Source organism: Maritimimonas sp. 2405UD52-3 (assembly GCF_056591715.1).
Genome location: NZ_JBWQOL010000001.1, coordinates 202,931 through 218,163 on the forward strand (window position 1 = coordinate 202,931; position 15,233 = coordinate 218,163).

Sequence of the window (15,233 nt, forward strand, 5' to 3'; positions counted from 1 at the left end):
TCAAAGGTATTTAATAATACCGTAACAATAAAAATGTACTTTTGATTTAAATGATTTTAGAAAATGGGAATTGAAATAGAGCGTAAATTTTTGGTTATATCTGATCGTTTTAAGTCAAAAGCGTCAGGGAAAGCTTATATAAAGCAAGGTTTTTTAAACTCTCATAAAGAACGTACGGTAAGAATACGCATACTTGATGAGAAAGGGTATATAACCGTTAAAGGTAAATCTAATAGTGCTGGAACTTCAAGGTTTGAATGGGAAAAAGAACTCTCCTTAAAAGAAACTGAACAATTATTTGCACTTTGTGAAAAAGGAGTTATTGAAAAACATCGGTATTATGTGAACTTTAAAGGAAATCTTTTTGAGGTAGATGAATTTCATGGTCCTAATGAGAAACTGATCGTTGCTGAAATAGAATTGCAAAATGAAAATGATAGTTTTGAAAAACCTGATTGGTTAGGCAAAGAAATAACGGGAAACGTTAAATATTACAATTCCAATTTAAGCAAGTATCCTTTTTGCAATTGGAGCGAAAAAGAAAAAGCCTTATCAAAGGGGTAAGATAAGGCTTATGTGTTTGACTCTAAATTTTCTTTTTTGACAGCAATTTCCCCTGGCGTCTGGAATTAGCTTGGTTTGTTGATTATTGCACTAATTCGGTTCTATTAAATAACCATGAAACTCCTTTTTTAGCATAAATAACATTCTGAAGGGTTTCGTAGTTATTTTTCTTGATTTTGATTGTTCTTATATAAAAAGTTTCATTGTTCGTTTGACGAATTTTACCTAGGCCAACAAAACTTACAGTTACTTTTTTATTGTCTATGAATCTTTTTAAAATTTCGCTATCAGATGGTTTGGTAAAAGAGACAATAGACATTTTAAAAATTTCAGTTGGTTTCAGTATAAATTTATACAAAAACATATTATAAAAAAGTCAAAATTTACAATTGAAAGTCAACTCTTAACAAATGGTCAAAAAAACAAAATAAATGGTAATTAACTACCCTTAGGAAATTTGATAGTGACTTTAGTTCCTGATGAAAATTTATCGGTAATATCTTCAATGATTACATATACACGTTCATTTTCATGGAGCAATTTTATTCTATCTTCTGATACTTGCAGACCAAAAGATTTTCTGGTTCTGCTTGCATTTTTTTTTAGTTCTTTTGACTTTTTTATACCTATACCATTGTCTATAACCTCACAGCGAATGTTATCATCCTCATCTGTTATACTCACCCTAATTTTTTTGCCATCTTTCTTATTTGCAAAGCCATGCCAAATTGCATTTTCAATAAACGGTTGAATAAATAGAGGAGGCACATCAATAGCATCTAAATTAATACGTTCATCAATACTAACTTCATATTCAAAACCTCCCTGCATGCGCATTTGTTCAAGTTTTACATACAAGCCTAAAACCCCTAATTCTTTACTTAGCGGAACTGTGAGGTTTGTAGAATTCGAAAGAATTTCACGTATAAGACGTGAAAATTTGGTGATGTAGTCTGATGCCTTCTCTACATCATTTTGAAGTACAAAGTTATTAATTGAGTTTAGTGAATTATACAAAAAATGAGGATCCATTTGACTTTGTAATGCTGACATTTTAAGGTCGCTCATTTCTCTAGCCTTTTGCACCAATATTGCTTCTGTTTTTTTGTTTTCTAAATCTGATAATTTTGACTTATAGCCAATGATAAAAGCAAACATGGTAGTTTCTATCATAGCGCCTATGTAGGTAAAGAACATTGGTTGAACACCTCTTTCTAAAAAGTATTCATTTCCCATGGCGTATGGACCTAAAAAGCTCACATTTGCCAATAAAATATATGTTAAAGAACCAATGATAAAATAGGTAACATGCTTTCCTTTTATCTTAGTTAAAACAATGTAGGTTAATAAACTAAAAACAGTGGCCACTGGAATTATAATCGCGAAGAGCTTCTCCTGATAACCATAACTGTAAAAAACTTGAATTAGTGGGAAAATTAAACCACAAAGCATAAAAATCTTGGCTTGAATCACTAAAAGTTTATCCCACTCAGGAATATGTTCTTTGGTATTTAGCAGTCTTCTTGCAAAACAAACGTATGCAGCATAACCTAAAAATTGTATCGCAAAATTTATATAATTATAAATAGGGAGTTTAGGATTATTTAAATCACTCAGAAAATAAATAAAAAAAGAAATTAAGTAAAGGCTGTAATAGAGATAGTGCTTTTTTTGGTTATTCATAAAAATAACCAAATGATATAATGCCAATATCAATAAAGCCCCGCGTATCCATGAGTAAATCTCTGAGCTAAAGTCTAATAACATGTTATTGTAGTGAGAGTTTCTTTAGTAATTCAGCCTTTTTATTACGACTGATACTAGCATGCATGCCATTACTCATAATCAACTCTCCGCCCATACTTTTAGAATATTGACTTACGTGATTGATATTGATTAAATAAGAATTATGTACTCTATAAAATTGAGGGTATTCAAACTTTTTTTCTACTTCTTTTAATGTTTTTGATACTAAAATAGTTTGATCATCTTTTAAGAAAACAGTAGTGTAGCTTTTATCGGACTTTAACATGATTACATCCTCTTTATCTAACAAATAAATTTTACTATCAGCAGCTATATTTATCTTATCTGTTTTCTTGGTATTGATATTTGAAAAAAGTGATTCTAGTTTGTCCTCTAATTTAGTTTCTTTCTTCGTTGCTCTTACTTTTTCTAAGGCAGCAATAAGTTCATCTTTGTCTACGGGTTTTAATAAATAATCAATAGCTGACACTTTTATCGCCCTTAGGGCGAATTCATCATGAGCAGTGGTGAAAATCAACTGAAAGTCCTTATAGTCCAACTCTTGTAATAATGCAAAGCCATCCATTTCAGGCATTTCGATATCCAAGAAAACCAGATCAGGTTTTTCTTCATTAATAAGTTCAATACCCTCTCTAGGGGAAGTACATTTGATGATTTGAATATCTTCAACATATCTGTTAAGCTTCCATTCAAGTGCCTCCACAGCATGAATTTCATCATCAATAACGACCGTTTTAAGCATGTTTGTAGGAGTTTGGTTGGTTGTGCCAAAGTACTACATTTGAAAAGATTAGCAAAATTTACTCCGCTATTTCAATGGTTCTTTTGAGCTCGTTCCCTAATTCATCTACAGCTGTAATTAGATGTTTTCCAATTTTAGGTTGAATTGCCATTTCATGAAATGTTTGTGTACTTCCCACAAAATTTGCATCTACATACCAAAAGACCTTTATATTGGGCATAGAATGTGCCAGCTTAAGCACAATATCATTCGTTTCCTCATTAAAATCTTTCGGTAAAAATGCTTTCATAGACTCCTTGGGGTAGATAAAGTCCATGATTTTTTCTTCGCTTGATAAGCAGCTAATTCTATACGATGGTAAAACCTTGTAATTTGGGCTTTTCTTTTGATAATAAAATTCCATTAACGGAGGTAGAACAAACCACTTTTTGTGTTTCATTTTTCCAATAGGGTAACATGAAGAATTCACTTGATAACGCTCTTGGTTATCTAAATGCACCAGAAAGTGATATGGGCACGGCTTAGTTTTGAGTCCGGCTCTTTGCACGTACATAGAATCTTTTTGCTGACAATATTCATAAGCTCTATAACCACTTTTATCGCAAATTGGTATTTTTTCCAACTCGTCATAAGGGTTTTGAAACCATTCGTTTTGTGGTAAAAGATCAAAGGCATCAAATAAAATTGGTGCTGCTGCATTCAAACCAACTAAGCCAGGACGGCCTTCACCGTCTGCATTCCCAACCCAAACACCTACCACATATTTCTTGGTAGTGCCAATAGCCCAAGCATCTCTAAACCCAAAACTAGTGCCTGTTTTCCAGGCAATCTCTTTTGAAGAATCAAAAAACTCCCAATTTTCTTCTCCTTCTGGTCTATTTACGTTCTTTAATGATGTATAAGTAAGGTAAATCGATCCAGCATCAAAAATGGGCTTCTCTGTAGTAATTTTACCAAAATCTATTTTCTTACGGTCCAACAATAATGGTTCTACAAACTCATGAGAATAATATTTTCCTTGTGTAGTATCATAATGATTTACTGTTCCTGTAAAACCTGCATAGGCTTTGCATAGATCCCATAAATTACTTTCAGCACCACCTAAAATAAGTGATAACCCATAATGACCTGCATTGAATTTTATATCCTTGAGCTTAAGTTTCTTTAAATAAAAATGAAATTTTTCTAATCCATATTTATTAAGCATGCGTACTGATGGTACATTCAAGGAGCGGGAAAGTGCTCTACTTGCAGTAACTGCTCCATCGTATTCCTCATTGAAATTTTTAGGATTGTAATTAGCTATTTGTGTGGGTACATCTGCAATTAAAGTATTTGGTAGAATATCTCCTGAATCTAACATCCCTGCATATAGAAATGGCTTTAAAATACTACCTGTGCTTCTCGGCTTGTCAATGATATCAACATCCTTTTGATGTTCTGAGGTAGTAGGTGAATTTCCAATATATGTTAGTACTTTACGAGTTTCAACATCTAAAATCAATACGGCTATATTATGAATCTGATTTTGCTTTAAGATATTATAGTGGTTATTTACAATGGTATTCACTCTATTTTGTAAGGCTATTTTCACAGAAGTTTTAACCCGTTCACCTTTATTAGTTTTACTTATTCTCTGCAAGAGGTGAGGTGCTATTTGAGGTAATGCGAATGGTTTTTGAGGCAATGGCTCTTGTAATGCTAATTCATAGGTAAGTTGATCTATTTTAGCATTCTTATATAGCTTTTTAAGTAACTGGTTTCTTTTTTGAAGTAACTTTTCTTGATTCTTACCAGGATAGATCAGGCTTGGTGCATTCGGTAGTACTGCCAATGTAGCCGTTTCTGCCCAAGATAACTCAGATGGTCTTTGACCAAAATAACGCCATGCTGCCATATCTAAACCCACAACATTACCACCAAAAGGGGCATTTGAAGCATACAAGGCCAATATTTTCTGTTTACTGTACCTTAATTCTAACCTGGTCGCTAATATAATCTCAACCAGCTTTTCAGCATAGGTTCTTTTTTTACCCTTACGGGATAAGCGAATCACTTGTTGGGTAAGCGTACTACCCCCTCTTTTTACACTTTTTGATCGAAGATTTTGCCAAAAAGCTTTGGCAATAGAAACAGGATTAAAACCGGGATGTTTATAAAAATAGGCATCTTCAAAAGCCAAGATAGCTTCCTGAAATTTTTTAGGAACACTATCATTATACGGAAATCGCCATTGCTCATCTTCAGCGATATGTGCACCTAATAACTCACCCTCTTCGCTTTCTATTACAGTGGAAGTAGGCTCTTTAAATAATTGTTTTGGAAGTGAAAAATAGTACCAAATCAACAATAAAAATAATATTGCGAACTTAATCTTATTCTTTTTTATCCGCTTTGGTATATTTTTCATTTTATCCCTCCGCCTTTAGCTAAAGCTAAACTCATCATCCTTTGATCTGCAAAAGAATCGTCTTTATTCAAAAATTCCTGTTGGCTTGCCATCTAAACTAACGGTATTTTTCTCTTGCCAGTAGTCTTTCAAACCCACTTCACCTTTATTTTCCGCCCATTCTTTGAGCTGGTTGCGCTCACCTTTAAATTCATAGAAAGGAACTGCCATGCCGCAGGATGTTTGTACTAAATCTACTTCAATGTCTATTAGCTGTCTGGCTCCGGCTATATGAGGAAATAAGGAAATCAGTTCTTGATATACAGCATCTCTTGGGTGATGTGATTTTGCCATGCCGTAAATTCTTAGAATCAGTGGTGCACCCTCAAAAGCACAAAACATAATTGTGATTCTATCATTTTCTAATAGGTGTGCGGCTGTTTCATTACCGCTACCGGTTAGGTTTAACCAGACTACCCTATTCTGATCTAAAATGCGTAAGGAATCCATTCCTTTTGGGGAAAGGTTAATTTTACTATCTGATGTAGCTGTAGCCACAAAAAATAGTTTCTGTTGTTTTATGAATTCTTGCTGTTTTTTTGAAATATGATCATACTGTTTTGCCATTTTTTTATTGTTTAGTTACTTCCACCCATTTTCCTTTGGTACGCACAAAATAATCGTTGTCATACATTGCTTCTGCCTGAATACCGGGTAAATAATATTTGCCTAAATAAGATGCATTTAAAAGCACCGTAAAGGTTTTTGATTCACGTTTTTTCAAGTCAAAATAGAAATTCACTCTGTCGTCTCGTATATCAGTATAATTGGCTTGATTGTTACTGGTATTACCATAATCTGTGAAGCGCGTATTTACAATTTCCCATCCTGACGGGAAGATTTCGGTCAAGGCTACATCATAAATAGCTTCTTGTTTTAAATTACTAATGGTGACTTCAGCTTTAAAATCAGTTCCTTGTGGCAGCTTAGTAATCTTCATAGGGTTGTTGGCTATATCTTTATAACGAACTTGTACACTTAAATTTCGCTTTTCTGCAAGTTCTTTTCCTAGTGGTAAGACTCCCGAATTCAAAAGGCGTACATACACTATATTGGCTTGGTTATTTTTGACAGTTAACTTATTGTCACCTTCCTTAATTTTCAAACTGCGTTGGGCTACTGCTTTTTCAGTATTCAAAGATTCAGATGTTTCATTGTTCATAGTATACTGTAACTTCATGGACTTGCCTCCTTGTTTCTTAACCATCTTAGCCATAGCAAGCAAGGCATATGCTGTGGTCTGTGTACTCATCCATCTTTTAGATGATAGTTCTTTTGCTAAATATTCAGCCTGTTCTCTGTACCTAGTATCATTATTTAAGAGCATGGTTTCCATCGCCATCGCTCTATTTCTATTTACGGAGCCATAGGTATAATAATCGCCTCTTTTTGTTTCAAAACTTATATTGGCTGTATTGGCAATTTTCTTGGCAGCCTCATTTTGTCCTGCTAAGGCATAGGCAGCAGCTAAACGCCATTTTGCATCATTTGACAATTCGTCGAATTCGCGTAAACGATTCATCGAGGCCAAATCAGCATGACCGGCTAATGCTAAAGTATAGAGACGATATGCCTGCGCCAGATCAGAATTATAACGTTTGTAGCTTGCTCGCCAACTTCTAGCAGCCTGTTGTTGATACTTTAACCAATTATTCATAAAAGTGAGTGGCATTACATAGCCCTTCTTCTGCGCTTCAATCATAAAATGGCCTGCGTAGCTGGTACCCCAATCGTCAGCAGTATTATCTCCAGGCCAGTAGCCTAATCCACCGTTGGGTGTTTGGAAGTGGCCTAATTTTTCAATCGCTTTTTTAATATTACGATCTATGGTTTGCTTTTTATCATAAGTTAAATCAAAAATATCTGAAAGGTATAATTGAGGAAAAACACTTGAGGTGGTCTGCTCAACACAACCATGCGGATATTGAATAAGGTATCGTAACCTACCTGTAAAGTCCATTGGTGGCATGGTAGAAAATTCTACCTCAGCCGTATTTGTTCCTATAACTCCAAAGGTTCTAAAGTCTATCGTTTGGTTTGCATTTGCTTCTAATATCAAGTCCTGAGCTTTAGTACTTACAGGATTTGGATTTACCACATCAATTTCCACTTGATAAGAAGCTTTTTCCCCATTTCCTGATGCCAATACCTCTATGTTTCCAATGCCTTGTGCTTCACTAACATCCAACTCAAAGTATACCATTTTCTCATCAGGTCTATTGAATGTAAGCGCCTGTGTTTTTTGCCCGATTACTTTAATTCCTTTACTTAGTTTTAAGCTGACATTGGCTTGTTTTACTTTGGATTCCATAGCAAAAACTGTAACTGGTAAGGTAACTTTTTCTCCGGGGCTCAACTTCCGCGGAAGCGATGATAAAACCATTAAGGGTTTTCTTACAGGTACAGTTTCCTGTGCATTGCCATAGGCGGCATTGGTATTATTTCCGGCAACAACCATTGCTCTTACAGAACCCACATATTTAGGCATGGTAATTTTATGAGATGCTGTTTGATCCTTTTCCAATTTAAAAGGTCCTAAATATGTTACTACAGGTTTAAATCTATTTGCCTTTTTAGGGTTTTCACCTGCCTTAGATTCTTCATCACCACCAATACCAAATACCTGCTCTATACTGCCACCGTAAGCACCAATTACATGATCAAAAATGTCCCAGGTTTTTACGCCTAGTGCTTCGCGAGCATAGAAATCATTCCAAGCATTTGGAGTTTTAAATCGTGTGAGGTCTAACAGCCCTTCATCTACTACTGCTAATGTATAGGTCATAGGTTTACCTTGCTTCTCATTTACTTCTAAAGTATAAGTCTCTTCAGGTTTCAGTACTTTAGGAATTGTAATTTGAGGTTCCAAAACGGTGTTAGGATCTTCCACCAATACTGGAATAATACCATACAAACGAATGGGTAAATCATTAGCCGTTGAAGCGTGTGGTTGCAATAAAGAAATATTTATAAACACATTAGGTGTCATTTCTTTAGTGATAGGAATTTCAACAGATGTTTCCCCTTTTTGAGTTTTTACCCATAATTGTTCCAATACTTCCGTGCCGTTTTCAATACTAAGGAGGGCTCTTCCTGCAGTACCTGAAGGAAATGTTACCTTAGCCTTTTCACCTACATTATATGTTTCTTTATCAGTGGAAAATACCAGCATTTTTGCCGCCTGCGGATCACTTCCCGCTGGACGCTTCCACCAGTTTTTATAAAAATAAGTAGTGGTACCGGTTGCATGACCTCCTTCAGGATCTGCTACCCTAATTAAATACCTTCCTCCTTCTTCTTCAGGAATATTCACTATGAAATTTGCTTTACCAGAAGCATTGGTATTGATCTTAAATTCTTTGATTGGTTTATGATAAGAACTCCCACTGTAGGATGCCAGATCGTCATATGATGAATTCCACCACCAACGCCATTTAATCTGATATACTTTTACCTCTAAGTCTTTTCTGGAAATGGGATTTCCCTCCGCATCAACCGTAGCCACATCAAAAGTGATATCTTCATCAGTATAATAGGAACCATACGCTCTTGACTTGGGTGAACGAAGCCCGACAAATGTATCATAAGGCGCATAATTTTTACTAAAAGCATCAATAGAAAAATCACCTCCATTTTCAAATGCTCTGGTTAAAAAAGATGCGCGTAACATACCAGGAGCTTTCTTACCAAAATCTGCTTTTTCGGTAATTGATGCCTCTCCATTAGCATCTAACTTTCCCTCAAAAATGGTCATTTCTTCCGTATAGAAATTCCGAGTAGGATCTGTGAAAATATACTTTGGAAATTTGTCAAATGAAGTGTAGGTACTTGAAAATTTAGCTTTCACTTCTGCTCTTAAATTTTTGGCTACAGCCCCATGTAACCACTTAACATTCAACCTACCTAAAATAGGCTTTTTCGCTGTTAAGACCTCTTCGTTAAAGTCTATATTGATCTTTAACCTATTTGGTTTGATCGTTTCAATTTTCAATGCCTTATAAAAAGTAGCTCCACCTATGCTCACTTTAGCATTCCAATTACCAGTAGCAGCATTTTGCGATGTAGGAACGGTGAATTTATAAAAGCCCTTTACTCCTTGATTGTTTACTTTCTTGAAGGTTAATTTCCCGTAAGGATCAGTTATTTCTAGCCTTACAGGATGTTCTTTAGGTAATGGATTTGTCTTGTCATTTAGCACAAAAGTAAGATGCAGTGAATCTCCGGGTCTCCACACACCACGCTCTCCGTATATATATCCTTTTAGGCCTTTCTGTAATTTTCTTCCCGAAACATCAAACTTACTTAGCGATAGTGATTGCCCGTCATCTAATTTGATATAGGCTTTTTCTTTTCCTTTAGATGCAATGGCAAAATAAGCATGCTTATCCGCATCGAAAACAGCAAAACCTTGTGTATCTGTGGTTACTTTGCCTACTTCCTGTTGTTGATAATTGTACAGACTTATCTTAGTGTTAGAAACAGGATTTGTAGAACGTAAATCAGTTACTGCAAAATGGTACGATTTATTTTCACCTCGTTTAGCGATAACCCCAAGATTAGAAGCTAAAATATTGGTTGAAACAATATGGCTTTCATTAAAATAATAGGCCTCTTTGCATGGATTTTGACGGTCTTCCCAATTATAATATCTGTAGTTTCTATAATTGTAAATCAGGTTATCCCAATATTGTTCTTCTCGCTCATCGGCTTCCTTACTGCCTTCGGTTGCATAAGGTTCTTCCTCATAATAATCTTCTTCAAAATATTCATTGTCTTCGCTATTGGTGATTTTTTTTGAGCCATCACATGTATAAGTAGCATATCCTTTCTTAAAACTCAATTCTATTCTATATATGGCTCCAGGGTCTGTTTGAATCATCTTGGATAAATCAATGCCATATGTTTTCCATTTTCCTTGATTATCTAGCTCAGATTTTGACAGCTCAATGGTTTTTTTGGCAATCCTACGTCCTACTCTTCTTAAATTATATCGATTGGTTCCGTTAAGGTTATTCTCTTGTAAAAACTGAAGAATATTATCTTCAAATATTTTGACCACATGAACATCTACTGCTTTTAAATTGACCGCTTCAAAATTGAATTGTAACTTATTTGAGCTTGGTAAAATAACACCGCTACTTACCAAACGAACAGCGGGCTTTAATTGTTCAAAAGCAATCCTTTCTGAAAATGCCTTCTTGAGCTTGTACCCATCTACACTCTTAATTCCTTGAAAAACATCTACTAATACATTGCCAATAACTCTAGAATCAGGATATACCTTTAAAAGGTTACCGTCAACAACATATTTTAACGTCTTTATATTCTCTATAGCTACCAATCCTTTAAAATTTTGCTCTTGTTTTAAAGGGTCAGAAAAATTGATGACTAAATGTTGTTCTGGTGTCTGAACCACCTCAACATTGATAATGGAAAAATTATTGACACCTGGAATGCTCATTGAGGCATCTCCTTTAGTATCAATTCCACCTTTCTTACCTGACCATAGTATCTTGATTTTAGAATCTTCCTCAAAGCGCTGAATACTATCTATCTTGAACTCAAAATGGGTAGTTGATTGCAAAACAGGTTGCCATTTTACAGATAGGTCTTTTCCTTTTTGAGTAGCAATAATAAAATTCTTCACAGATTCTAATGGTAATACATCTGCAGACCTTAAAGTTCCTTCTAGATATTGCCATTCTTTGCTATATGATTGTATGTTACCTGTATTTACCGTAAAGTTTGGAGTTATGGTTTTAAATTTAAAAGTGTACTTCTTGTATTCTGAAGGCACTTTGCTGTACAATCTTGATAAGTTTACTGATACCGTATATTCAGTATCTGGTTTTAAGTGTTCTTCAGGTTGAAACTTAAATGTCCTGGAGTTTAAGGCTACTATTTTTCCTTTTATAGAGGGTTGCACTGTAACTATTTTATCAGACACCTGCAGATTTGGTTCCCATCCCTCAACTTCTTTAGCCAGCCCTATTTGAATTGGTTCAGTAATCGAAACTACTCCTGAAGTGGTATAATGAATATATTCTTTAAACTTAAAGAGATTATCCGTTTCTTCTTGTGGGGTTTTCTTTTTACAAGAAACAATCACTAAACCTATCAATAGTATTTTTAGTACTTTTTTGAAGTTCATATAGCCAATTTTTAGTCACTTAATCTGACAATGAAATTACTAAATATTTTTAGCGCTGATTTATAAAATTGTCTTTTATTTTGCGCAACTTATTCTTCTTTTTTCCATCAGATTAAAAAGCTTATTTATGAAATCAATTTATATTACGTGCATTTTTTTATTAAGCCTTCTTTTATTAAGTTGCTCAAGTGATGATGACGGCTCTGGAATTATTGGTCAATGGAAATTAGCACAGATACTTGCAGATCCGGGTGATGGAAGTGGTGTTTTTACCGATGTAGATAGTGACAAAACGATCACTTTTTTTGAAGATGGCACTTTTTCTTCTAACGGAAATATTTGCTTTTTTGAACCTTTTAATGAGCGTGATACTAATGGGAATTATTCTTTACAAGATGAAGAGCTAAACCCAGTAAATTGTGAAAGTTTTGCACAAATAATTCTAGATATCAAGCTTGAGGATAACGAATTGATTATTTACTATCAATGTATAGAGGCATGTGCAGAAAAATATGAAAAGATTAACTAAGCTTGATCATCTCCAAACCTACAGGGTAATCTTCGATATAAATGGTGATTGTATAGACGCCTCTGGTAATTTTTTGAATGAACGGTTCTGTAACAATCGATAATTTCAACCCATTATTTCTGTAGTAGGCTTCCGTTTTTTGAGTGTAACGTAGCTTTGTATTATTGCTTAATTGAAAACTTCCTTTCTTATTTAAAATAGTACCATCTGGTTTTTGAATAATGATGTATACTTCCTTGTATCCTGATGTTATATTTTCATTGTTCGTGATTTGGAAGTCTATGCGCATAACATCAGCAGCTTTGGCATTACTAGTTTCTTTATACTTGCCCTTTTTACTCACTGACATGGCCGAAACATCCATCCCGGCAATAGTCAAAACCTCTTCTTTGTCTAAGTTCTTTACACTAGAAATATATGTTTCTTTAAATTCTTTTTTTCGCTGCTCTATTACTTGCGCATCTGTTAACTTTTTTTTCTTTTCATATTCTTGGTACTCAATATTTTTGTCAAGATCTCTACCAAAAGCATTGGCATAAGAAGCGTTGTCATCATCGTCTTCTAGTAATTGAGTAACGGCATCTATGTTGTTTGATCTCTCCGTTAAATCTTTATTAAATGGTGAATAAGAAGCTGGCTGCTCTCTAGCTATTTCTTCTTCGGTAACAACCCTTGAAACTTGTTTCTTAGTAGCACTAGAAATCGTCTCTTCATCTTTTGTTCCCTCTTTATCTATTACTTTTGGAGATTCTAAGATTAAATTATTATCTAAATCTTTTTTGTTTGATGCCAGATCAGCAGTTTCTGTTTCTATTAAAGCTTTTGTTTTTTGAACATTTTCTTTAGAGCTAACTTTAATTTGTTCTTTTTGAGTTTGAGCCTTCTCCTTAACTAGTTCTTCTTTTGTCTCTGTAGTTTGTAAGGTTTCATTTGATGTATCAGCAACAATTTCTTCCTCTTTGATCTTTGAACTACTTAGGATAATTCTAGTATCGTTCTTTTCTATTTCAGTATTAAGATGATCTTTTCTGTAGTTTAAATTGTCTGTGATTTCTTCATTGGTTGCTTCTTTATTAAAAGCCGAAACAGACGTCAAGTTTGAACTTGACGTCTGTTGGCTGTTGATTGGTTTTTCAGTCTGGTTTTCTTGTTGTAAGTCTTTTGTTGATCTAACTTCTTCTTGTACTAAGGTTTTTTCTGTAGTTGGCTCTTCAATTTTTGTTTCTATTGTTTGATTATCACTTGTAGAACTTTCCTTTGTTGATTCGTCGTCGTCATCCACAATTTGAGGTTGCGTATTGGTTGCAGATGGCTGCCTTGAATTTACCCCATTTGTGTCTTCAACTTTGTCTGTTACAACAACCTCTTCTACTACTTTGTCAATTGCTTTAGAAGGAGTTCTTTTTGGCATGTTTAGCACCTGCTTATTGACAATCACAAATTCAGTACGTCTGTTTAATTTATGCTTTTCAATACTACAACGCACCCCGTCTGCACAGTTATTGATCAACTGACTCTCACCATACCCTTTAGACTTAATTCTATCTCTACTTATACCTTTAGACACAATATAGTCTACCGTTGCTTTTGCTCTTCTTTCAGATAGTATCTGGTTATAAGCCTTTGTACCTCTTGAATCTGTATGTGAAGCTGACTCAACAATCAAGCTTTCATCATTTTTCATGATTTCTACAATCTTGTCTAGCTCATTAGCAGAAGCCTTTGTGATGTTCCATTTATCGAATCCGAAGTAAATAGGGTTTACATTGATTACTACTTTATCTTGAACTTCTTTAAAGTTATACGTCAAGCTCTGGTTAATCTCTAATGATGGAGATTCTGTATAATTTGCAGTATTAACAATGTGTTCTTCTTCAGAATAATCTTTCTTGCTAGCTTTTACTGTAAATGATCCTCTACAACCTAGATCATAGGTATAGTTACCGTTTTCATCTGTAGTCAATTCGGCAATTTCAACGCCCTCTTCAGTAGTAATAGTAACAGTAGCACCAGGTAATACTTTTTCTGTTTCCTTGTCTCTAACTGTACCTATTACTTGTTGGTAGCATTTCACAGGCTTATCAGGCTCTATATAAAATGAGTATATATCATTATTGTTTTGGCCCTGCAATCTATTAGAAGTGAAATATCCTTTATTGTCCTCCTTAACTATATAAGCAAAGTCTGAGTTAATGCTATTAATTGGTGCATCTAAATGTAATGGAATTGAAACCGTATTATCTAGGGCTTCACTTGCATAAATATCAAAACCTCCCATGCTATCCGTTCTTCCATTCGAAGAAAAATACAGGAAGTTATTGTCTGCTATAAAAGGTGTGATTTCGTCCTTTCTTGTATTGATTGTAGTACCTAAATTTTTAGGTTCTCCTAATGTACCATTTGCTTTTACTTCGGCAATAAAAATGTCTTTTCCACCAACTGTCGTAGGAAGGTTAGAGCTAAAATATAGCTTAGTTCCCTCTTTATTTAATGACGGGCTTTCAATAGTATAATTTTTCTTATTAACTGAAAGCTTTTCAACATTTATCCAATTACCATTTTCATCGATATCCGCTTTAAAAAGCTCAGAATTTTCAGGCTTGTTTGATTTTCTTTTTCTATATTTTTTCGCCGTAAAATAAACGGTTTTTTTATCACTTGAAAAAGTGGCTCCTGTTTTGGTTATTTTTTTACTAAGAATACCCCCGTTTCTTACTTTACCTAGGATTTCTCCTTGTTCTCCAACATTACCTTCAAATAAATCAACATGTGCTTGACGTTTTGAACTATTGATTATTCTATCTGTTGTAGCGGTTGCAAAAACAACTTTATCATCATCAAAAAAATCAACACTAAAATCTGAATTAGCGGTGTTAATGTCTAAATACTTTATGTGATGTATACCTGTAGAAGTTTGTGCATTTAAAGAGATACACGAGAGGAGTAAAATTACGGTTAGTAAGTAATTTTTCATGGATAATCAGTTCAGTTAAATTTCATATGGTATAACGCACTTTTGATAACTTAAGTA

The 15,233-nt window shown here is 34.4% G+C and carries 9 protein-coding genes; 2 read left to right on the plus strand and 7 right to left on the minus strand.

Annotation, left to right across the window (positions count from 1 at the left end):
- Positions 1-63 precede the first annotated feature (63 nt).
- Complete coding sequence (locus AC1EU5_RS00955; RefSeq protein ID WP_480190467.1) at positions 64-564, plus strand: CYTH domain-containing protein; 501 nt, start codon at positions 64-66, stop codon at positions 562-564.
- Positions 565-646: 82 nt separating this feature from the next.
- Here AC1EU5_RS00955 and AC1EU5_RS00960 read toward each other — a convergent pair whose 3' ends face one another.
- The 6 genes from AC1EU5_RS00960 to AC1EU5_RS00985 all read right to left on the minus strand — a co-directional run bounded on the left by AC1EU5_RS00960 (position 647) and on the right by AC1EU5_RS00985 (position 11,673).
- A complete protein-coding gene (locus AC1EU5_RS00960) occupies positions 647-883 on the minus strand; it encodes a hypothetical protein (RefSeq protein ID WP_480190468.1) in 237 nt (78 codons plus the stop codon).
- A gap of 119 nt (positions 884-1,002) precedes the next feature.
- Entirely contained in the window at positions 1,003-2,331 is a 1,329-nt protein-coding gene (locus AC1EU5_RS00965; RefSeq protein WP_480190469.1) for a sensor histidine kinase, read from the minus strand.
- 1 nt (position 2,332) lies between these two features.
- Positions 2,333-3,073: a LytR/AlgR family response regulator transcription factor gene (locus AC1EU5_RS00970; RefSeq protein ID WP_480190470.1), complete on the minus strand. Its 741-nt coding sequence runs from the start codon at positions 3,071-3,073 to the stop codon at positions 2,333-2,335.
- A gap of 58 nt (positions 3,074-3,131) precedes the next feature.
- Positions 3,132-5,483: a penicillin-binding protein 1C gene (gene pbpC / locus AC1EU5_RS00975; protein ID WP_480190471.1), complete on the minus strand. Its 2,352-nt coding sequence runs from the start codon at positions 5,481-5,483 to the stop codon at positions 3,132-3,134.
- Positions 5,484-5,546: 63 nt separating this feature from the next.
- Positions 5,547-6,089: a pyridoxamine 5'-phosphate oxidase family protein gene (locus tag AC1EU5_RS00980; RefSeq protein WP_480190472.1), complete on the minus strand. Its 543-nt coding sequence runs from the start codon at positions 6,087-6,089 to the stop codon at positions 5,547-5,549.
- Between the two features lie 4 nt (positions 6,090-6,093).
- Positions 6,094-11,673 (minus strand): alpha-2-macroglobulin family protein, encoded by a 5,580-nt coding sequence (locus AC1EU5_RS00985; protein WP_480190473.1) that lies wholly within the window; start codon positions 11,671-11,673, stop codon positions 6,094-6,096.
- A gap of 127 nt (positions 11,674-11,800) precedes the next feature.
- Between AC1EU5_RS00985 and AC1EU5_RS00990 the strand changes: the two genes are divergently transcribed.
- Entirely contained in the window at positions 11,801-12,202 is a 402-nt protein-coding gene (locus AC1EU5_RS00990; RefSeq protein WP_480190474.1) for a hypothetical protein, read from the plus strand.
- Here the strand turns inward: AC1EU5_RS00990 and AC1EU5_RS00995 are convergent.
- Entirely contained in the window at positions 12,195-15,176 is a 2,982-nt protein-coding gene (locus tag AC1EU5_RS00995) for an OmpA family protein (RefSeq protein ID WP_480190475.1), read from the minus strand. The genes AC1EU5_RS00990 and AC1EU5_RS00995 overlap by 8 nt on opposite strands.
- Positions 15,177-15,233 lie beyond the last annotated feature (57 nt).